We start from the raw sequence: 18,420 nt of genomic DNA on the forward strand, positions 1-18,420 counted from the left end.
CCTACCGGTTGGGACCCGCCGGAGCCGCGTCTCCCGCGCCTGGTGAGGGCTCTGGTTCGGGCGGGTCGGGTTCGACCGGCCTGGGCGGTTCGACCGGCCGGTCGCGGCGCAGCTCGGGCAGCGCCCGGTAGATCACGGCCGTGACCGGGACGGCCACCACGGCCCCCGCGATGCCGCCCAGGATGCCGCCGACGGCCAGCACGATGATGATGGCCAGCGGGTGGAACTCCAGCGCCCGGCCGACGATCAGCGGCTGGAGCACGTGGTTCTCCAGCTGCTGCTCCACCACCAGGACGCCGACGAAGATCAGGGCGTACACCCAGCCCTGGGAGCCGAAGACGACGAGGGTGGCGACGCCGCCGGCGAAGAAGATGCCGACGATCGGGATGAAGGACGCGAAGAAGATGAGCACCGCCAGCGGCGCCCACAGCGGCACCCGCATCCCGGCCAGCACGATGCCGATGACCAGCGCGTGGACGGCCGCGACCGCGACGGTGCCCAGGACGTAGTGCGACAGGGTCCGCCAGGCGGCCCGGCCCGCGCGGTCGACCCGGTCGGCCGCGCCGCCGAAGGCCCGCAGGAACCAGCCCCAGATCCGGTCGCCGTCCTTGAGCAGGAAGAACGTGACGAACAGCAGCAGCACGATCGCGGCCAGTGCCTCGACCAGGGCGGTGGCCCCGGTCAGCACGGTGTCGGTGATCTGACTGCGCTGCTCGTTGATCTGCCGCGTCAGTTCCTCGACGAAGTCGGCGATCTGCGCCTCGCGCAGGTGCAGCGGCCCGGTGAGCAGCCACGCCTGCACGTCGCGCGCGGTCTGCTGGATCTGCGCGACCAGGCCGGGGAACTCGTCGTTGGCCCGGTTGCCGATCAGGAAGCCCAGCCCGCCGATGAACGCCAGCGCGACGAGCATCGTCGTCCAGGTGGCGTAGATCGGCCGGAACCCGGCCCGGCGCAGGCGGCTGGTGATCGGGTAGAGCAGCGCCGTCAGCAGGAACGCGATCGCGACCGGGAGGGTCACGAAGCTGAGCCGGGCGACGATCATGGCGAAGAAGTAGACCACCACGCCGATGACGATGACCCGCCACGACCAGGCCGCGACGATGTTCAGTGTGGGCGGCACGCTCGGCCCCCGCCGGCCCTTCCCCGGATGGGCATGCTCACGTTCTGCGATCACGCGTCCAGCCTGGCACGGGAACGGGCCGGACGCGCAACCGGATTAGGCTTCTTCAAGGACGGTGTTGACCACGAGCGGCCCTTCGGCCGCCTCCAGCACGAACTCCTCGACGTTGCCCGCCGCGCACAGGTCGTCTTGGGCGAGCCTGACCAGTTCGGCCTTCTCGCCGCGGACGTCGAGCCGGGTCACCTCGGCCCGCATCGACAGCTTGGCCGCCGACTTGGCCTTGCGCACCCGCGCCAGCACGTCGGCCACCGCTTCGAGCACCTCGGGGTCGCCGCCGCGACCGGCGACAGACGGCCAGGCGGCGGTGTGGACGGAGCCCTCCCGCCACCACGACCAGACCTCTTCGGTCACGAACGGCAGGAACGGCGCGAACAGCCGCAGCAGCGTGTCGAGCGCGGCCCGCAGCGCGGCCACCGCCGAGGCGTCGCCGTCGTAGGCGCGCGCCTTGACCAGTTCGAGGTGGTCGTCGCAGAACGCCCAGAAGAACCGCTCGGTCCGCTCCAGGGCCTTGGTGTAGTCGAAGGCCTCGAAGGCGCGGGTGGCGTCGCGGACCACCTCGTCGAGGGCGGCCAGCATCGACAGGTCGAGCGGCGCGGTCACCTCTCCCTCGCCCGCCTCGAAGGAGAGCACGAACTTAGACGCGTTGAGGATCTTGATGGCCAGACGGCGGCCGATCTTGATCATCCCGGTGTCGAAGGTGGTGTCGGTGCCCGGACGGCCGTTGGCGGCCCAGTAGCGGACGGCGTCGGAGCCGTACTCCTCCAGCAGACCCATGGGCGTGACCACGTTGCCCTTGGACTTCGACATCTTCTTGCGGTCGGGGTCGAGGATCCAGCCCGAGATGGCGGCGTGCTTCCACGGCAGCACGCCTTCTTCCTGGTGGGCCCGGACCAGCGTGGAGAACAGCCAGGTGCGGATGATCTCGTGGGCCTGGGGCCGCAGGTCCATCGGGAAGACCCGCCGGAACAGGTCGGCGTCGCGCTCCCAGCCGCCCGCGATCTGCGGCGTCAGCGACGAGGTCGCCCAGGTGTCCATGACGTCGGGGTCGCCGGCGAAGCCGAAGGGCTTGCCGCGCAGGTCTTCGGTGAAGCCGGGCGGCACGTCGCTCGACGGGTCGATCGGCAGCATGCTCTCGGGCGGCACGATCGGCGCCTCGTAGACGATCTCGCCCTCGGAGTCGAGCTGGTACCAGACCGGGATCGGCACGCCGAAGAACCGCTGCCGGGAGATCAGCCAGTCGCCGGCCAGCCCTTCGACCCAGTTGTCGTAGCGGACCCGCATGTGGGCGGGGTGCCAGATCAGCTCGCGGCCCCGGTCGAGCATCTCCCAGCGCAGCTTGGCGTCGCGCCCGCCGTTGCGGATGTACCACTGGCGGGTGGTCACGATCTCAAGGGGCTTGTCGCCCTTCTCGTAGAACTTGACCGGCCGCTTCACCGGCCGCGGCTGCCCTTCGAGCTCGCCGCTCGCGGCGAGCATCTCGACCATGCGCTCGCGGGCGCTGTGCATGGTCTTCCCGGCCAGTTCCTTGTACGGCTCCGCGTTCACGCCCTCCGGGGCGTCCGGCAGCATCCGGCCGTCCCAGCCGACGACGGCGCGGGTGGGCAGTTCGAGCTCCCGCCACCAGACGACGTCGGTGACGTCGCCGAAGGTGCAGATCATCGCGATGCCCGAGCCCTTGTCGGGTTCGGCCAGGTGGTGGGCCAGGACCGGCACCTCGGCCCCGAAGACGGGGGTGCGCACGGTCGACCCGAACAGCGGCCGGTAGCGCTCGTCGTCGGGATGGGCGACCAGCGCCACGCAGGCCGGGATCAGCTCGGGCCGGGTCGTCTCGATCCAGACCCGGCTGGCGAACCCCTGCGCCTGCTGCTCGGGCGACAGGTGGAAGGCGATGCGGTGGAAGGCGCCCGGCCACTCGCGGTCTTCGAGCTCGGCCTGGGCGACGGCTGTGCGGAAGGTGACGTCCCAGAGCGTCGGGGCCTCGGCCAGGTAGGCCTGCCCGCGCTCCAGGTTCCGCAGGAACGCCCGCTGGGACGCCGCCCGCGCGTTCGCGTCGATCGTCTGGTAGGTCATCGACCAGTCGACCGACAGCCCGAGACGCCGCCACAGCTCCTCGAACGCCTTCTCGTCGTCGACCGTCAGCCGCTCGCACAGCTCGATGAAGTTGCGCCGGGAGATCGGCACCTGCTGCTTGCCGGGCTTGTCGGGCGGCTGGAAGCCGGGGTCGTAGGGGACCGAGGGGTCGCACCGGACGCCGAAGACGATCTGGACCCGGCGTTCGGTCGGCAGGCCGTTGTCGTCCCACCCCATGGGGTAGAAGACGGCCTTGCCGCGCATCCGCTGGAACCGCGCGATCGTGTCGGTGTGGGTATAGGAGAAGACGTGGCCGACGTGGAGTGACCCGGAAACGGTGGGAGGCGGCGTGTCGATCGAGAAGATCTGCTCACGCGGACGCGACCGGTCGAACCGATAGAGGTCGTCGGCTGCCCAGCGGGCTACCCATGCCTGCTCCAAGCCGTCGAGAGAGGGCCTGTCGGGGGGCAGTGGTCGCTGAGTCGTCATGCCACCAGATGTTATGGCGTACGGGCCTGGAGGACGCAGCAGAATAAGGTCGTTACCGAGGAGGGATCATGGCGGGTAAGGAAGAGAAACCGGACATGCAGTGGCGCATCGTCGGCGGCCTGGTGGGGCTGGCCGTCGGTTTCATCGCCAAGAAGGCGCTGTCCTTCGCCTGGGAGAAGGCCACCGGCAGGAAGCCCCCGGCCAGCGTCGACTCCCCCGACGTGAGCCTCGGCGAGGCCATCGCCTACGCGGTCGTGATGGGCCTGGGCATGGAGGTCACCCGCATCGTCGCCACCAGGGCCGCGGCGAAGCGCTGGAAGAACTGGAAGGACATGGCCCAGGACGTCGCGGAGGAGATCAAGGACTGAAGCGCACTCTGGCCGGCCGAAGGCCGGCCTGGGTGCGCGCCGCGGAACCTGCCCGATAGACAGGCGAGCCCTGGCCGACGGCCAGGGCTCGCGGTCAGGCTTCGAGGTCCTTGAGGAAGTCGCTGGCCCAGCGGTCGACGTCGTGGGTGGCGACGCGGCGGCGCAGGGAGCGCATCCGGCGGCCCAGCTCGTGGGGCGGTTCGTGCATGGCCGTCATCATGGCCCGCTTCATGCCGTCGATGTCGTAGGGGTTGACCATGTAGGCGTGCTTGAGCTCGTCGGCGGCCCCGGCGAACTCGCTCAGCACGAGGGCCCCGCGCAGGTCGTGGCGGCAGGCGACGTACTCCTTGGCCACCAGGTTCATGCCGTCGCGCAGCGGCGTCACGACCATGACGTCGGCCGCGCAGTACAGGGCCGCGAGCTCCTCCCTGTTGTACGACTGGTGCATGTAGTTGATCGGCGACCAGCCGAACAGGCCGTATTCGCCGTTGAGGCGGCCGACCTGGAGCTCGATGTCGTTGCGCAGCCGGATGTACTCCTCGACCCGCTCCCGGGTGGGCGTGGCGATCTGCACGAACACCGCCTCGCCGGGCTCGATCCGGCCCTCGGCGAGCAGCTCGCCGTAGGCCTTGAGGCGCTGGCCGATGCCCTTGGTGTAGTCGAGCCGGTCGACGCCCAGCAGCACGTGGTCGGGGTTGCCGAGCTCGGCCCTGATCTCCTTGGCCCGGGTCATGATGTGGGGCTCGCGGACCAGCTGGTCGAGGGAGCCGAAGTCGACCGAGATCGGGTAGGCCTCGGCGCGCACGATCCGGTCGTCGACCTGGATCTCGTTGCGGCTGGCCGGCAGGTTGAGCACCCGCCGGGCGAGCCGGACGAAGTTGGAGGCGCCGCCGGGGCGCTGGAACCCGACGAGGTCGGCGCCCAGCAGGCCTTCGAGGATCTCCTTGCGCCAGGGAAGCTGCCAGAACAGTTCGGCGGGCGGGAAGGGGATGTGCAGGAAGAAGCCGATCTTCAGGTCGGGCCGCAGCTTGCGGAGCATCGCCGGCACCAGCTGGAGCTGGTAGTCCTGGATCCACACGACCGCGCCCGGGGCCGCCGCGTCGGCCGCCGCCCGCGCGAACCGGTCGTTCACCGCCTTGTACGCGTCCCACAGCACCCGCGAGTACACGGGGGTCGCCACGACGTCGTGATAGAGGGGCCACAGCGTGGCGTTGGAGAATCCCTCGTAGTAGAACTCGACCTCGAGCTGCGACAGCGGAACGGGGATGAGGTGCATCCCGTCGTGGTCGAACGGCTTGAGCTCTTCGCCGGCCGCGCCGTGCCACCCGAGCCAGGCCCCGTCTCTCCGCTGCATCACCGGAGCGATCGCGGTCACGAGGCCGCCAGGACTGCGACGCCATTGTTTCTCGCCCACACGGTCGACCGGCAACCGGTTCGCGACGATCAGGAACGAGCTGGTGCCACGCATGAGCCCTCCAGTTATCGCCTTACGAACAACCATACGTAAGGTCCCCGGAACCGCCCATACCCCCATCGACGTGCACAATTCATTACGTCAAGTGTGAGAATGATCTCCCGCAGGTCGTGACCTGTTACCCAATGGTTTAGACCAAGGGGTAACGGTTTGGTATCAGCGCTGCGGAGCGGGGGGAAGACCGCGCTGACGGCGCAGATCGGTGCGCACCGCCACGGCCAGACGCTTGGTGGCGAGCCGGTTGAGCGCCCCGCCGGCCACGGCGCCGGTGAGGAAGGGGCCGAGGGTGGTCAGGTGGCGGCCGAGGGTCCGCATGAGCCGGTTGCGCAGCGAGGTCTTGGCCGCCGCCCCGAGGGCGAGCGTGACCGACGCGGGTTTCAGGGGGTCGACCCCCCGCTGCTTGGACCAGGCGATGGCGAACAGCGCCGCCCGGTTGGGCCCCGTGCCGGGCACCTGCACGCCGTAGACCTCGTGGAGTTCCGCCAGCAGTTTGACCTCGATGGCGGCCACGACGACGGTCTCGGCGACGAGCTGCGCCGGAGCGGAGAGGAGGAGAGGGGGCGCGGCGAACTCCGCCGCGGCCAGTGCGCCGCCCACGGCGCCGACGGCCATGGTGGCCTTCGTCGCGGTGCGGACGAGGTCGTCTGCCAGCTGTTCGCCGGTCAGACCGTAGTGGTGTTCCTGCAGGGTCGCCAGGTCGCGGATCGGCAGCCGCGTGGCGACGTTCATGAAAAGGTCGGCCAGCCAGCGGCCGCGGCCGACCCCGCTGGCACTCGCCTTCCTGGCGGACGTGGCCAGTGCCCCGCTGAGGCGGCCGAGCAGCCTGCGCCGCTCGGCGCCGTCAGTTTCCCCCGGTACATCCTGGCTGACAAGCTTGCCGATGATCTCGGCGACTTCGTCGTCGCCGTCACGATCCCTACTCTGATCTCTGGTCTGATCCGCTTCTGAAGACATCAACGGACCCTTCCCGGAATCAGGCTGCGCACTCGCGGCAGACCTGCTGTCCGTTCTTCTCGGAGGCGAGCTGGCTGCGGTGATGCACCAGGAAGCACCGTGAACAGGTGAACTCGTCGGCCTGCCGAGGGATCACTCGGAGCGAGAGCTCCTCGTTCGACAGGTCAGCCCCCGGCAGCTCAAGCGACTCGGCCAGATCGGTCTCGTCGATGTCGATGCTGCCCGACGACTTGTCGCTGCGCCGCGCCTGGAGTTCCTGAAGGCTGTCTTCGCTCAGGTCGTCGTCAGTCTTGCGCGGGCTGTCGTAGTCGGTAGCCATTTGCGTACTCCATCCCCCTCATCTGTATCTCTGACGCTTCGGGAGGGTGGCGCCCATACCGGGCATTCGGTACCCCGGATGAATGGACGCTGAACCTCCCGCCTCGCGAGGGTGTTCCCCACCTCGGCTCCGGTTAGCCAAATATGGCGAAACCACAGCATTGGCGGGATGACCCACCGCGTTCGACGGCACATCCAACCACATTGCGCGAGTGGATGTGCAGCAGGGCACGATCACCGCGCCGAGGGAGTCGTCGCGGGGGCCGAGCCCGGCAGTCGCACCGTCACCACGAGGCCGCCGCCGTCACGCGGGACCGCCGTGACCGTCCCCCCGTGGGCGCGCACGATGGCGCGCACGATGGACAGTCCCAGTCCCGCCCCCTTGGCCGACTCGATCCGGTCGGCGTGCAGCCGCCGGAACGGCTCGAAGAGCGCGTCGACCTCGTAGGCAGGGACCAGAATGCCGGTGTTGGCGACCTGAACAACGGATGCCCCGTCGACGATTCCCGATCGCACCCAGACTTTTCCGCCGGACCCGTTGTTGTACTTGATCGCGTTCTCGACCAGGTTGCTGACGCACCGTTCGAGCAGCACCGGGTCGCCGGTGGCCTGGGCGGGGTGGAGGTCGTACTCGACGTCGACGCCCTCTTCGGCGGCGAAGGGCGCGAGCTGGTCGACGGCGGTCTTCACGACGTCCTGGACGTCGACCGACTTGCGCACCGACAGGTCGCGCTCGCTGCGGGCCAGCAGCAGCAGGCCCTCGATGAGGCGTTCGTGCCGGGCGTTGGTACCGAGGAGGGTCCGGCCGAGCACCTTCAGGTCCTCGGAGGCCTCCGGGTCGGACAGGGCGACCTCCAGGACGGTCCGGTTGATCGCCAGCGGCGTGCGGAGCTCGTGGGAGGCGTTGCCGACGAACCGCCGCTGGGCGTCGAAGGCGCTGTTGAGCCGGGTGAGCATGGCGTCGAAGGTGTCGGCCAGCTCCTTCAGCTCGTCGTCGGGGCCCTGGAGGTCGATGCGCTCGTGGGCCAGCGAAGTGTCCGACAGGCGGCGGGCGGTGGCGGTCATCTGCATGACGGGCCGCAGGGCCCGGTCGGCCACGACGTAGCCGAGGATGAGCGCGAGGATGCCCACCCCGAGCAGGGCCATCAGCGACCGCTGGAGCACGTAGGTCTGCGCGACCTCGATCGACTCCAGCCGCTTGCTGTTCCAGAAATCCTGGATGTACGGTTCGACGTCGCCGAGCGGCGGCCAGGCGTCCTTGATGGCCCAGCCGACCAGCGAGTACATGACGAACATCAGCAGCGCCCCGGCCGCGAAGAACATCGCGCCGTAGGTGATGGTGAGGCGCCAGCGGATGCTGAGGCGGCTGGAGAGCGCCTTGACCTGGTCGGCGATGTTCGGCCTGGCCCGGTTCGGGTCGCCCGGCGGCGGGCCGTCCCAGGCCGGCGGGCCGCTCGGCGGCGGGGGCTGCTGGCTCCGGTAGGGCCCGGTGCCCACGGGCGAGGTCATGCGGTTGACTGGCCTGGGGCGCTCCGCGGTCACCTCTTCTTTGCGTTCGGTCCAGTCGGTCACAGCTTGTACCCCACTCCAGGCACCGTCTCGATCACCTGGGGCTCGCCCAGCTTCTTCCGCAGCGTCATCATCGTCACCCGGACCACGTTGGTGAACGGGTCGATGTTCTCGTCCCACGCCTTGTCGAGCAGGTCCTCCTGGCTGACCACGGCCCCCTCGGCCCGCAGCAGCTCCTCCAGGACGGCGAACTCCTTCTTGGTCAGCGTGATCTCGCCGCCGTCACGGGTGACCAGGCGCTTGCCGGGATCGAGCCGGATGCCCGCGCGCTCCAGGACCGGCGGCAGCGCCGAGGCCGACCGCCGCCCGAGCGCCCGCACCCGCGCCACCAGCTCCATGAACACGAACGGCTTGGCCAGGTAGTCGTCGGCCCCCAGCTCCAGGCCCTCGACCTTGTCGTCGACGTCGCCGCTGGCGGTCAGCATGATGATCCGCGAGGCGGTGCGCTGCGCCACCAGCCGGCGGGCCACCTCGTCGCCGTGGACCTTGGGCAGGTCACGGTCGAGCACGATCACGTCGTAGTCGATGTAGCCCGTCTTCTCCAGGGCCGCGGCGCCGTCATAGGCGACGTCGACGGCCATCGCCTCCCGGCGCAGACCGGTCGCGATCGCGTCGGCGAGCACGCGCTCGTCCTCCACCACAAGCACCCGCATCGGGCTTCCTCCTTCATCAGGTGGCTTCATTCTCGCGGCAGTGACCGTAAGTGCACGGTAAGCCTCATCCCGATACGGAGAAATTTCCATGTTTAGGCGTTTAAGCGGGGTGGGTAGAGGTGGTCATACCCCCGAGCCTTCGCGTCCGCTTCCGCGTCGGCTCGATGAAACCCCATAGGAAAGAAGGTGAGATGGGCGAGTTCACGACGACGATCGAAACCCGGCTCGACCAGGCCTACAAGGGACTCCAGGAGGCCGAGTCGTCTGGCGACGATTTCCTCGCCGACACCCTCACCGCCGAGATCGAGGATCTTCGGAGGCTGGCCGACGACCACGGCATCCCTCTTCAGCGCTGACTGACCCAGCCTGAACTCCGAGCAGCAGCGGACCCCGCCCGGTCTGCAGGCCGGGCGGGGTCCGCGTTGGGAATCTGCCCGATAGACAGGACCCCGCCCGGCCCACCAGGCCGGCGGGGTTCCGTCGTCTACAGGTCTCTTTCGGGGTCCAGCGTGAGCAGCAGGTCGTGGAGCTGCCCGAAGAGCTCGGGCGCGGCGGCCAGGCCCAGTTCGACGTTGTACGCCGTCCCGCGCAGCCCGCCCACCTTCGCGCCCGCCTCCTGGGCGATCAGCCCGCCGGCGGCATGGTCCCAGTAGTTGGTGCCGCGCTCGTAATAGGCGTCCACCCGCCCGGCCGCCACCGAGCACAGGTCGACCGCGCACGAACCGCCCCGGCGGATGTCCCGCACCCGGGGCAGCACCTCGGCCAGCACCTGGGCCTGGACGGCCCGCCGCCCGGCGGCGTAGCCGAAGCCGGTCGCGACCAGCGCCCGGTCGAGCGGCACCCCGGTCGAGCAGGTGATCGGCCGGTCGTCGAGGAAGGCCCCGCCGCCGCGTACGGCGGTGAAGACCTCGCCCATCGGCGGCACGTTGACCACCCCGGCCACGATCTCCCCGTCGACCTCGACGGCGATCGACACCGCCCAGGCGGGCAGCCCGTAGAGGAAGTTGACGGTCCCGTCGATGGGGTCGACGATCCAGCGCGCGTCGCCCGCGCCGGGGGTGTCGCCGCCCTCCTCGCCGAGGATCGCGTCGTCGGGGCGGTTCTCGGTGATCCGGGCCCGGATCAGATCCTCGGCGGCGCGGTCGAGGGCGGTCACGACGTCGGTGGGGCTGGACTTGGTCTCCACCACTTCGGGGCGGGCAGACAGCGCGGCTCGCTCGGCGAGCAGCAGATCGCCCGCCTCGATCGCGATGCTCCGGGCGAGATCGAGGAATTTGTCCGGGTTCAGCGGCATGCGCCCAGGCTATCGAGGCCGGTCGAACGGCACGTTTCGCACCGGCCTCGCGCTCGCCAATGGGCGGAGGTCAGGCCACCGAGCCGGGCCGCCGCCACTCCTCTCCCCGCACGTGCTGCGCCAGGAAGGCGAAGATCGTCTCGTACCAGGCGAGGGTGTTGCCCGGCTTGAGGATCCAGTGGTTCTCGTCGGGGAAGTACAGGAACTTGGCCTCGGCCCCCGTGCGCTGGAGGTCCCACCACAGCCGCAGGGCCTCCCCGATGGGGACGCGGTAGTCCTTGTCTCCGTGGATGACCAGCATCGGCGTGGTGATCTGGTCGAGCCATCGGTGCGGCGACAGGCGCTCGTAGCGGGGCGAGCCGGGCAGGCCGAACTCGCGCTGCCAGTAGGAGGAGACGTCGGTCGTACCGGCGAACTGGTCGAGGTTCCACAGGGAGGCGTGGGTGACGATCGCCTTGAAGCGGGAGGTGTGGCCGGCCACCCAGTTGGCCATGTAGCCGCCGAACGAGCCGCCCATGGCGGCGGTGCGGGTCTCGTCGATCTCGGGGAGCTTGCACGCGGCGTCGGTGATCGCCATCAGGTCACCGAAGGTGACCGGGCCCCATTCGCCCCAGCCCCGGTCGATCATCTCCTGGCCGTAGCCGGTCGACATGGCGGGGTCGGGCAGCAGGACGGCGTAGCCGCGGGCCGCCATGATCCACGGGTTCCAGCGCCACGACCAGTCGTTCCAGCTGCCGAGCGGGCCGCCGTGGATCCACAGCAGCAGCGGGGCGGGCTCGTCGGCGGCGGGCAGCACCAGCCAGGCGTGGATCTCGGTGCCGTCGTCGGCGGTGGCGGTGATCTCGGTGAGCGTGCCGGGCAGGTCGGGGACCGGCGTGGGCGAGGGCAGCACGACGTAGCCGCCGTCGACGAGCTTCACCGGGACCGGCGGGTGGTCGACGGCGCCGCGCAGGGCGTAGACCGTGCCGTCGGGGGCCACGTTGATCTCGTTGTAGGCGCCGTGGTCGGGGGTGATCCTGCGGCGCTCGCCGTCGAGGGACACCGCGAAGACGGGGCGGCGGCCGCGGTCGTCGCAGGCGGCGTACAGGAACGAGGAGTCGGGGGCCCAGGCGATCGAGTAGCCGGAGTCGCCCAGGGCGCGCTGGTCGCCGGTCTCCAGGTCGATCAGCCACAGCTCGCCCCTGGCCGAGACCGTCTCGGAGGTGAGGCGCTCGCGATGGCACGCGACGTGGCGGCCGTCGGGCGAGATCACGACGGGGCCCTCGAAGTCGTGGTCGTCGTCGCTCGCCAGGACCCGGCGCTCGCCGCCCGTCAGCGCGACCACGCGGCTGCGGTGGTCGCCGTTGGGCAGGTCGTCGCGCCACAGCGCCACGACGGTCGCGCCGTCGGGGGTGACGTCGAAGGAGGTGCGCTGGAGGGCGTCGCCCGCGTCGGGGGTCAGGTCGCCGTGCTCCAGCGAGAACAGCCGGGGGCTGCCGGGGCCGATGTCGTGGTCCCAGAAGCGGACCGGGTAGCCCTCGTGCAGGATCGCGGTGATCCCGGCCTCCTCGCGCTCCTTGCGGCGGTCGCGCTCGGAGTCGAGGTCGCCGGGGAAGACGTCGGAGACGTACACGACCGAGGAGCCGCCGGCCCGCACGCCGGAGATCCCTCCCGGCCGGGTGGCCAGGCGGCGGGCCTCGCCGGTCTTGGGCAGGAGCCACAGGGCGGGCTTGTCGTCCGCGTCCTTCTCGGCGGGGTCGGGGCGGGCGGACACGAAGAGCAGGTCGCCGCCGGGGGTGAAGACCGCGCCCCCCTCTCCCTTGGCCGACCGGGTCAGCCGCGTGGGCTCGCCGGACGGGTCGAGGGGGATGTCGTAGATCGCGGTGCCGTAGCTCTTGCGGTCGGGGTTCAGGGACTGCGTGACGGCCACGAGCCGGGAGCCGTCGGGGGCGAGTCGCAGCGACGCCGTCCGCGGGACGGCGACGTAGTCGCGCACATCCTGGAAGATCGAGCTCATCCGTCGAACCTACCCCCCTAAGCTGGGCACATGGGGAACTACGACGCGGTCGTCGTGCTGTCGTTCGGCGGGCCCGAGAGGCCCGAAGACGTGCTGCCGTTCTTGGAGAACGTGGTGCGCGGACGGGGGGTGCCGCGCGAGCGGCTCCTGGAGGTGGAGGCCCACTACCAGTCGATGGGCGGGGCCAGCCCGATCAACGCGCAGAACCGGGCGCTGGTCGAGGAACTGCGGAAGGTCCTCGACCTGCCGGTCTACTGGGGCAACCGCAACTGGCACCCCTTCCTGGAGGAGACCGTCGCCCAGATGAAGGCCGACGGCGTCCGGAAGGCGGCGGCGTTCGCGACGGCGGCCACCGCGTCCTATTCGAGCTGCCGCCAGTACCGCGAGGACATCGCGCGGGCGGCCGCCGCGGTGCCCGGCGGGCCCGAGCTGATCAAGATGCGCCACTTCTACGACCATCCGGGGTTCGTGGCGGCCATGGCCGACCGCACCCGCGCGGCCCTCGACGAGGTCGGCGGCGAGGCGCGGCTGGTGTTCACGGCCCACTCGATCCCGGTGTCGATGGCCGTCTCGGCCGGGCCGCAGGGCAACGGCTACGAGCGCCAGCTGCGCGAGGCCTCCGCGCTCGTGGCGGCCGAGGTCGGGGCCGGCGACTTCGACCTGGTCTGGCAGAGCCGCAGCGGGCCGCCGCACATCCCCTGGCTGGAGCCCGACGTCTGCGACCACCTGGAGACCCTCCACGCCAAGGGGGTCGAGTCGGTCGTGCTGGTGCCGATCGGGTTCGTCTCCGACCACATGGAGGTGCTCTACGACCTCGACGTGGAGGCCCGGAACCTGGCCGACGAGCTGGGCCTGCGGATGGCCCGCGCGGGCACGGCCGGCACCCACCCGAGGTTCGTCGAGATGATCCGCGACCTGGTGAACGAGCCCGAGCCGACGGCCTGCCCGGTCACCTGCTGCCCGGCGCCCGCACGGCCCCGTCCTCAGGGGTAGGCGCGGGCGTAGGCGCCGGCCAGCCCGAGCACCTTGTTCACGTAGTCCCACGAGTGGTTGTAGGCCCACACGGCCTTCCTGAGGCTCTCGCCGCCGCCGGCCGCGCCGGTGGCGCACAGGTAGTTGGCCGCGCCGGGCACGGCGTCGTAGGCGTTCCAGATGTCGGCCACCCCGTCGCCGTCGCCGTCGACGCCGTAGGCCCGCCAGGTGGCGGGCATGAACTGCATCGGGCCGAGGGCCCCGGCCGACGAGGGCCCGTTGTTGCGCCCGTGGCTGCTCTCGACCTGGCCGATCGCGGCCAGCACCGTCCACGACAGCCCCGGGCAGACGGCGGCCGACTTCTGGTAGAGCTCCAGGTAGCTGGCCGGTCGGCCGACGAGGGTGGTCCGGGCGGCCGGCTGCTGCTCCCGCTCCTGCTTGACCTCCCCGATGGGCACCACGCTGGAGCCGTCGCCCATGAGCTTGCGGACCCGCGTCCCGCTGACGTTGTCGCCGTGGACGAGGACGACGACGCCGTCGGAGAAGCCGAGCCGCGCCCCGAGGTCCTTGGAGATCAGGCCGTCGATGTTCGGGAAGCCGAGGTCGGCCGAGGCGGCGATGCGCAGGCGGGGGCCGTTGTCGACCTGGTACTCCTTGCCGAGCACCATGCCGAGCCGCTTCATGACGGCCGGGTCGGCGACCACCTCGCCGCGCGCGATGGCGCTCCACACCTCCGGGTGCTGGGCGACCGGTTCGGGCGTCCACGACCGGAACTGGGCCGGCTCGACCGCGAGCAGCTGCAACGGGTGGCCCGAGAGCTTCACCCCGCCGCCGCCCACCAGGGCGACCTTCTGGACGTGCTTCACCTTGGCGATGCGCAGCACCGTCTCCTGGGGCACCGGCCGCGGCGCGATGCCGAGCAGCTGGGGCGGGGTGACGGGGACGCCGGGCCCGCCGATCTGCCGGGGCGGCGCCGAGGGCGCGATCGGGTCGGGCAGGATGGCCGGCGACGGCACGGCCTCACCGGCGACGGGACGGCCGGGGTCGTTGAGGAGGAACACACCGCCGGCGGCAACCGTCACCACGATGGTCGCGGCGAGCCCGGTCACGAGGGCGCGAAGCGGCGTGAACCGGGGATGACGGGGAGCCTGGTTCACGTTGGTACCTTATCGACCGGAAACTCACTTGCCATCCATATCGGCTGTGAGCCATGGTCAGAAGAGTTTCAAGGGGAGTAAGCAGTAGTCGTCCGCGTGCCATCCCAATCCCCCATGGCCGCAGCCGTCATCGGTTCGCCCGGACGCTTGGGAACGGGTAGAGGACTGCTCTCATGCGTACGTATCGGGGTCTGTTCCGCACGCCAGGTGCGAAGGGCTTCGTCATCTCCGGTTTCGTCGGGCGTATCCCCATGTCCATGCTGGGCATCGGGATCACGCTGCTCGTCTCGGCGGTCACCGGATCCATCGCGACGGCGGGCGCCGTCGCGGCCGTCTTCGCTCTCGCCACCGCCGTGGGCGCGCCCGTCATGGGGCGGCTGAGCGACCGCTTCGGCCAGGCGCGGATCGTGGTGCCGGCCGTGCTGGGCCACGCCGGCGCGCTGGTGGCGCTGATGCTGCTGGCCCAGGCCGAGGCGCCGGTCTGGACGCTGTTCGCCGCCGCCGCCCTGGCGGGCGCGACGGCGGTGCAGCTCGGGTCGATGGTGCGGGCGCGCTGGTCGCACCTGCTCGCCGACCCGGCCAAGCTGCACACCGCCTTCTCGTTCGAGTCGGTCGCCGACGAGGTCATCTTCGTCACCGGCCCGGCCTTCACCGCGCTGGTGGCCACGTCGCTGAACGTGTACGCCGGCCTCATCGTCGCCGTCGTCCTGGCGGTGTCGGGCACCCTGGCGTTCTCGCTGCTCAAGTCGAGCCAGCCGCCGGCCGTGCGGCACCGGGAGCACCGGGGGTCGCCGATCGCGATCCCCGGTGTGGCGCTGCTGTCGGTCGTGCTGCTCGGCATGGGCGCCGTGTTCGGCACGGTCGACATCGTCACCGTGGCCTTCGCCCAGGAGCACGGGCACAAGGGCGTGGCCGGGCTGCTGCTCGCCTCGTTCAGCGCCGGGTCGATGGTCTCGGGTCTCTGGTACGGCTCCCGCGCCTGGAAGCTCACCCTCCGCAGCCGGTTCGTGCGCGGCCTGGGCGTCTTCGCCGTCGGCCTGACCCCGATCGTGCTGATCGGCGAGCTCGCCCCGATGGCGGTCGCGCTGTTCTTCGCCGGCCTGGCCATCTCGCCCACCCTGATCACCGGCTTCTCGCTGATCGAGCGGCTGGTCCCGGCCCCGCAGCTCAACGAGGGCATGTCGTGGCTGTCGACCTCGATCGGGTTCGGCGTGGCCATCGGCGCCTGGGCCGGCGGCCACCTGGCGGAGACCTTCGGCGCCTCCAACGCCTACGGCTTCGCCTTCGGCTGCGCCCTGCTGGCGGCCCTCGTGGGACTGCTGGGATCCGGGTGGCTACGCACCCCGGTCGTTTCTGAGTATCGTTCACATTCATGACGTTCACGAACTGGGCGGGCAATCAGTCGATCACTCCGGCTGAGACGCGCACGCCCCGTTCACCCGCCGAGGTCGCCCAGGCGGTGACCGACGCCAAGCGCGAGGGCCGGACGGTCCGCATGATCGGCACGGGCCACTCCTTCACGGGCGTGGCCCTCACCGACGGGATCATGCTCCGGCCCGAGGGCCTCAGCGGGGTCCTGTCGTTCGGCGACGACACCGTCACCGTCGCCGCCGGCACGCCGATCCACCGGCTGAACGTCGAACTCGACCGGCGCGGGCTGGCGCTGGCCAACATGGGCGACATCACCCTCCAGACGGTGGCGGGCGCCGTCCAGACCGGCACCCATGGCAGCGGCCGGGCGGTCGGCGGGCTGGCCGACCAGGTCACCGCGCTCGACCTCGTCCTGGCCGACGGCTCCACGGCGACGGTCTCGGAGGGCGACCTGTTCGACGCGGCCCGGGTCGGGCTGGGGGCGCTGGGGATCGTGACGGCGGTGACCTTCCGGGTCGAGCCCGCGTTCCTGCTGCGCAACCAGCGCTCGCCGATGCGGTTCGACGAGATCCTCGACGCCCTCGACGCGCTCACGCTGGAGAACGAGCACCTCGACTTCTTCTGGCTCCCGCACACCGACCTGTGCCTGGTGAAGCGGAACAACAGGGCCACCGGCGGGCAGCACGCGCCGGGCCGGATCCGCACCTGGATCGACGACGTCTTCGTGGAGAACACCCTCTTCGGGGTGACCAACCGGGTGGGGGCGCGGTTCCCCGCGATCATCCCGCCGGTCAACCGGCTCTCGGGGGTGGTGCTCGGCACGTCGGAGAGTTCCGACACGGCGTACAAGGTGTTCACCAGCGTGCGCGAGGTGCGGTTCCTGGAGACCGAGTGGGCGATCCCGCGCCGCCATCTGGCGGACGCCCTCCGTGAGGTCCGCGCCCTGATGGAGCGGTCGCCGTGGCGGATCTCGTTCCCGGTGGAGGTGCGGGTCACCCCGCCCTCGACGGCCTGGCTCTCGACCGCCTACGACCGCGACTCGGCGTACATCGCCTGCCACGTCTACCGGCGGACGCCCAACCCCGGCTACTTCGCCGCCGTCGAGGAGATCATGACCGGCCTGGGTGGGCGGCCCCACTGGGGCAAGCTGCACAACACGGACGCCGCCTATCTTTCCCAGGTATATCCTCGTTTCGCTGACTTCGTCGCGCTACGTGACCGGCTCGACCCGGACCGGCTCTTCGCCAACGCCTACCTGGACCGTGTCCTGGGCGCCTAGTTCTCCGTTCAGTTGACCCAAGTTCACCTCCATCCGGTACGTCTCACGCGAGAATCCCACGAGGACCCTGAATCGCTTGCTCAACCAGCCTGTCTATAGCAGGGTGAACGCGACAAAGCGAGACACGCACGGCCGAAGGCCGGTCGTGACTCGCGCCACGAACCTGCCTAGAACAAATATGTGACCGGCTTCATGTCGCCTCCGCAGCCCCTGGAGAAGGTGATGTTCGGACATGCCGGGTACGGTGCTTGGAAGGCAACCGGCTCACGCGAGAGACTCAAGGGTCCGGGGGAAGATTTCGCACGACGAAGGGACTCGCATGCAGGAGCTCCGTCTCGTCGCGGTGAGTGAGGACGGCACCTATCTCGTCCTGGCCACGGCCGGGAGAGGTACCCGCTTCACGCTGCCCGTCGACGACCGGCTCCGTGCTGCCGTCCGCGGCAACTTCTCCCGTCTCGGTCAATATGAGATCGAAGTGGAGAGCCCGTTGCGTCCCAAGGAGATTCAGGCCCGAATCCGAGCCGGGGAGACCGCCGAGGAGATCGCCGCCACGGCCGGCATCCCGGTCGAGCGGGTCCGCTGGTTCGAGGGGCCGGTGCTCCAGGAACGCGAGTACATGGCCCAGCAGGCCCAGCGCTGCGCCGTCCGCCTGCCCGGCGAGGCGGCCGCCCGACCCACGCTCGGCGAACTCGTCGCCGAGCGCCTCACCCGGCGCGGCGTGCCCGCCGACGAGATCGACTGGGACTCCTGCAAGCGCGACGACAACCTGTGGCGCATCAAGCTCGGGTACGTCTGGAACGGCCACACCCGCCACGCCGAGTGGCTCTTCGACCCGCGCCGCCGCCACGTCTCCCCCTACGACGACGAGGCGATGCGCCTGTCGTCCGACGACTACGTCGAGCCGCAGGCCGAAGAGGCGACGGTCCGGCCGTTCGTGCCCCGGATAGCGGGCAAGCTCGCCCCGGTGCCGCCGCGCGACTACGACTACGACATGGCCGAGCCGCCGCCGTTAAGGGTCGCCCCGACCGGCAACCTGCCCGACCACTTCTCCCCGCGTTTCACCCCCGAAGCCGCCCCCGCCGCCTTCCAAGAGCCCGAGCCGCCCCGCGTCACCGCGCCCGCGCCGCCCTACCAGGAGCCGCGCTACGCCGAGCCGCAGGTCAGCGCGCCCGCGAACTACGCGACCCCCGAGCCCCAGGAGCCGCGCCACGCGCCGGCGCAGCCCCACCACGCGGCGGCCGAGCCGCAGGTCAGCGCACCCCCGGCTCGCCAGGTG

The 18,420-nt window shown here is 70.6% G+C and carries 16 protein-coding genes; 6 read left to right on the top strand and 10 right to left on the bottom strand.

Features of this window, described 5'->3' with window-relative positions; genetic code table 11:
- Position 1: 1 nt before the first annotated feature.
- Positions 2 to 1,174 (bottom strand): AI-2E family transporter, encoded by a 1,173-nt coding sequence (locus FDA94_RS19770; RefSeq protein ID WP_246060045.1) that lies wholly within the window; start codon positions 1,172 to 1,174, stop codon positions 2 to 4.
- Between the two features lie 42 nt (positions 1,175 to 1,216).
- Positions 1,217 to 3,739: a valine--tRNA ligase gene (valS, locus tag FDA94_RS19775; protein WP_137248549.1), complete on the bottom strand. Its 2,523-nt coding sequence runs from the start codon at positions 3,737 to 3,739 to the stop codon at positions 1,217 to 1,219.
- A gap of 68 nt (positions 3,740 to 3,807) precedes the next feature.
- Between valS and FDA94_RS19780 the strand changes: the two genes are divergently transcribed.
- On the top strand, positions 3,808 to 4,107 hold the full coding sequence (locus FDA94_RS19780) for a DUF4235 domain-containing protein (RefSeq protein WP_137248550.1): 300 nt from the start codon (positions 3,808 to 3,810) through the stop codon (positions 4,105 to 4,107).
- Between the two features lie 94 nt (positions 4,108 to 4,201).
- Here FDA94_RS19780 and FDA94_RS19785 read toward each other — a convergent pair whose 3' ends face one another.
- From FDA94_RS19785 to FDA94_RS19805, 5 genes are all read right to left on the bottom strand, one after another.
- Positions 4,202 to 5,575, bottom strand: coding sequence for an alpha,alpha-trehalose-phosphate synthase (UDP-forming) (locus tag FDA94_RS19785; protein WP_137248551.1), 1,374 nt, complete (start codon positions 5,573 to 5,575; stop codon positions 4,202 to 4,204).
- A gap of 162 nt (positions 5,576 to 5,737) precedes the next feature.
- A complete protein-coding gene (locus FDA94_RS19790) occupies positions 5,738 to 6,535 on the bottom strand; it encodes a hypothetical protein (RefSeq protein WP_246060046.1) in 798 nt (265 codons plus the stop codon).
- Between the two features lie 19 nt (positions 6,536 to 6,554).
- Entirely contained in the window at positions 6,555 to 6,854 is a 300-nt protein-coding gene (locus FDA94_RS19795) for a DUF4193 domain-containing protein (RefSeq protein WP_030454398.1), read from the bottom strand.
- Positions 6,855 to 7,087: 233 nt separating this feature from the next.
- Positions 7,088 to 8,362, bottom strand: a complete 1,275-nt coding sequence (locus FDA94_RS19800) for a sensor histidine kinase (RefSeq protein WP_137248552.1) — start codon at positions 8,360 to 8,362, stop codon at positions 7,088 to 7,090.
- A 59-nt stretch (positions 8,363 to 8,421) separates the two neighbouring features.
- A complete protein-coding gene (locus FDA94_RS19805; RefSeq protein ID WP_062334155.1) occupies positions 8,422 to 9,075 on the bottom strand; it encodes a response regulator transcription factor in 654 nt (217 codons plus the stop codon).
- Positions 9,076 to 9,266: 191 nt separating this feature from the next.
- On the opposite strand from FDA94_RS19805, the gene FDA94_RS39315 reads away from it, so the two are divergent.
- A complete protein-coding gene (locus FDA94_RS39315) occupies positions 9,267 to 9,431 on the top strand; it encodes a hypothetical protein (RefSeq protein WP_169806295.1) in 165 nt (54 codons plus the stop codon).
- 128 nt (positions 9,432 to 9,559) lie between these two features.
- Here the strand turns inward: FDA94_RS39315 and FDA94_RS19810 are convergent, their stop codons facing one another.
- Positions 9,560 to 10,369, bottom strand: coding sequence for an inositol monophosphatase family protein (locus FDA94_RS19810; RefSeq protein ID WP_137248553.1), 810 nt, complete (start codon positions 10,367 to 10,369; stop codon positions 9,560 to 9,562).
- Between the two features lie 70 nt (positions 10,370 to 10,439).
- The gene (locus FDA94_RS19815) at positions 10,440 to 12,365 is read right to left on the bottom strand and encodes a S9 family peptidase (RefSeq protein WP_137248554.1); all 1,926 of its coding nucleotides are present in this window, start codon (positions 12,363 to 12,365) and stop codon (positions 10,440 to 10,442) included.
- A 30-nt stretch (positions 12,366 to 12,395) separates the two neighbouring features.
- Between FDA94_RS19815 and FDA94_RS19820 the strand changes: the two genes are divergently transcribed.
- Positions 12,396 to 13,358 carry a ferrochelatase gene (locus FDA94_RS19820; protein ID WP_137248555.1) on the top strand — a complete coding sequence of 321 codons (963 nt, stop codon included), beginning with the start codon at positions 12,396 to 12,398 and terminating at the stop codon, positions 13,356 to 13,358.
- Here FDA94_RS19820 and FDA94_RS19825 read toward each other — a convergent pair.
- Entirely contained in the window at positions 13,349 to 14,494 is a 1,146-nt protein-coding gene (locus tag FDA94_RS19825; RefSeq protein WP_137248556.1) for a lytic transglycosylase domain-containing protein, read from the bottom strand. The two genes, FDA94_RS19820 and FDA94_RS19825, sit on opposite strands and share 10 nt — an antisense overlap.
- 173 nt (positions 14,495 to 14,667) lie before the next feature.
- Here FDA94_RS19825 and FDA94_RS19830 point away from each other — a divergent pair, with 173 nt between their 5' ends.
- The 3 genes from FDA94_RS19830 to sepH all read left to right on the top strand — a co-directional run.
- A complete protein-coding gene (locus FDA94_RS19830) occupies positions 14,668 to 15,870 on the top strand; it encodes an MFS transporter (protein WP_137248557.1) in 1,203 nt (400 codons plus the stop codon).
- The gene (locus FDA94_RS19835) at positions 15,867 to 17,144 is read left to right on the top strand and encodes a D-arabinono-1,4-lactone oxidase (RefSeq protein WP_137248558.1); all 1,278 of its coding nucleotides are present in this window, start codon (positions 15,867 to 15,869) and stop codon (positions 17,142 to 17,144) included. The genes FDA94_RS19830 and FDA94_RS19835 overlap by 4 nt, the downstream gene beginning before the upstream one ends.
- Before the next feature lie 319 nt (positions 17,145 to 17,463).
- The coding region (gene sepH, locus FDA94_RS19840; protein WP_137248559.1) for a septation protein SepH at positions 17,464 to 18,420 on the top strand (957 nt) is incomplete at its 3' end.

It is taken from the genome of Herbidospora galbida (genome assembly GCF_005233835.1).
GTDB classification, from domain to species: Bacteria; Actinomycetota; Actinomycetes; order Streptosporangiales; family Streptosporangiaceae; genus Herbidospora; species Herbidospora galbida.

What these genes read in the sequence shown, in the direction of transcription:
- FDA94_RS19810 (WP_137248553.1), bottom strand. Translation starts at nt 10,369, where the DNA reads ATGCCGCTGAACCCGGACAAATTCCTCGATCTCGCCCGGAGCATCGCG.
- FDA94_RS19785 (WP_137248551.1), bottom strand. Translation starts at nt 5,575, where the DNA reads ATGCGTGGCACCAGCTCGTTCCTGATCGTCGCGAACCGGTTGCCGGTC.
- FDA94_RS19820 (WP_137248555.1), top strand. Translation starts at nt 12,396, where the DNA reads ATGGGGAACTACGACGCGGTCGTCGTGCTGTCGTTCGGCGGGCCCGAG.
- FDA94_RS19830 (WP_137248557.1), top strand. Translation starts at nt 14,668, where the DNA reads ATGCGTACGTATCGGGGTCTGTTCCGCACGCCAGGTGCGAAGGGCTTC.
- FDA94_RS19805 (WP_062334155.1), bottom strand. Translation starts at nt 9,075, where the DNA reads ATGCGGGTGCTTGTGGTGGAGGACGAGCGCGTGCTCGCCGACGCGATC.
- valS (WP_137248549.1), bottom strand. Translation starts at nt 3,739, where the DNA reads ATGACGACTCAGCGACCACTGCCCCCCGACAGGCCCTCTCTCGACGGC.
- FDA94_RS39315 (WP_169806295.1), top strand. Translation starts at nt 9,267, where the DNA reads ATGGGCGAGTTCACGACGACGATCGAAACCCGGCTCGACCAGGCCTAC.
- FDA94_RS19780 (WP_137248550.1), top strand. Translation starts at nt 3,808, where the DNA reads ATGGCGGGTAAGGAAGAGAAACCGGACATGCAGTGGCGCATCGTCGGC.
- FDA94_RS19815 (WP_137248554.1), bottom strand. Translation starts at nt 12,365, where the DNA reads ATGAGCTCGATCTTCCAGGATGTGCGCGACTACGTCGCCGTCCCGCGG.
- FDA94_RS19790 (WP_246060046.1), bottom strand. Translation starts at nt 6,535, where the DNA reads ATGTCTTCAGAAGCGGATCAGACCAGAGATCAGAGTAGGGATCGTGAC.
- FDA94_RS19835 (WP_137248558.1), top strand. Translation starts at nt 15,867, where the DNA reads ATGACGTTCACGAACTGGGCGGGCAATCAGTCGATCACTCCGGCTGAG.
- FDA94_RS19795 (WP_030454398.1), bottom strand. Translation starts at nt 6,854, where the DNA reads ATGGCTACCGACTACGACAGCCCGCGCAAGACTGACGACGACCTGAGC.
- FDA94_RS19800 (WP_137248552.1), bottom strand. Translation starts at nt 8,362, where the DNA reads ATGACCTCGCCCGTGGGCACCGGGCCCTACCGGAGCCAGCAGCCCCCG.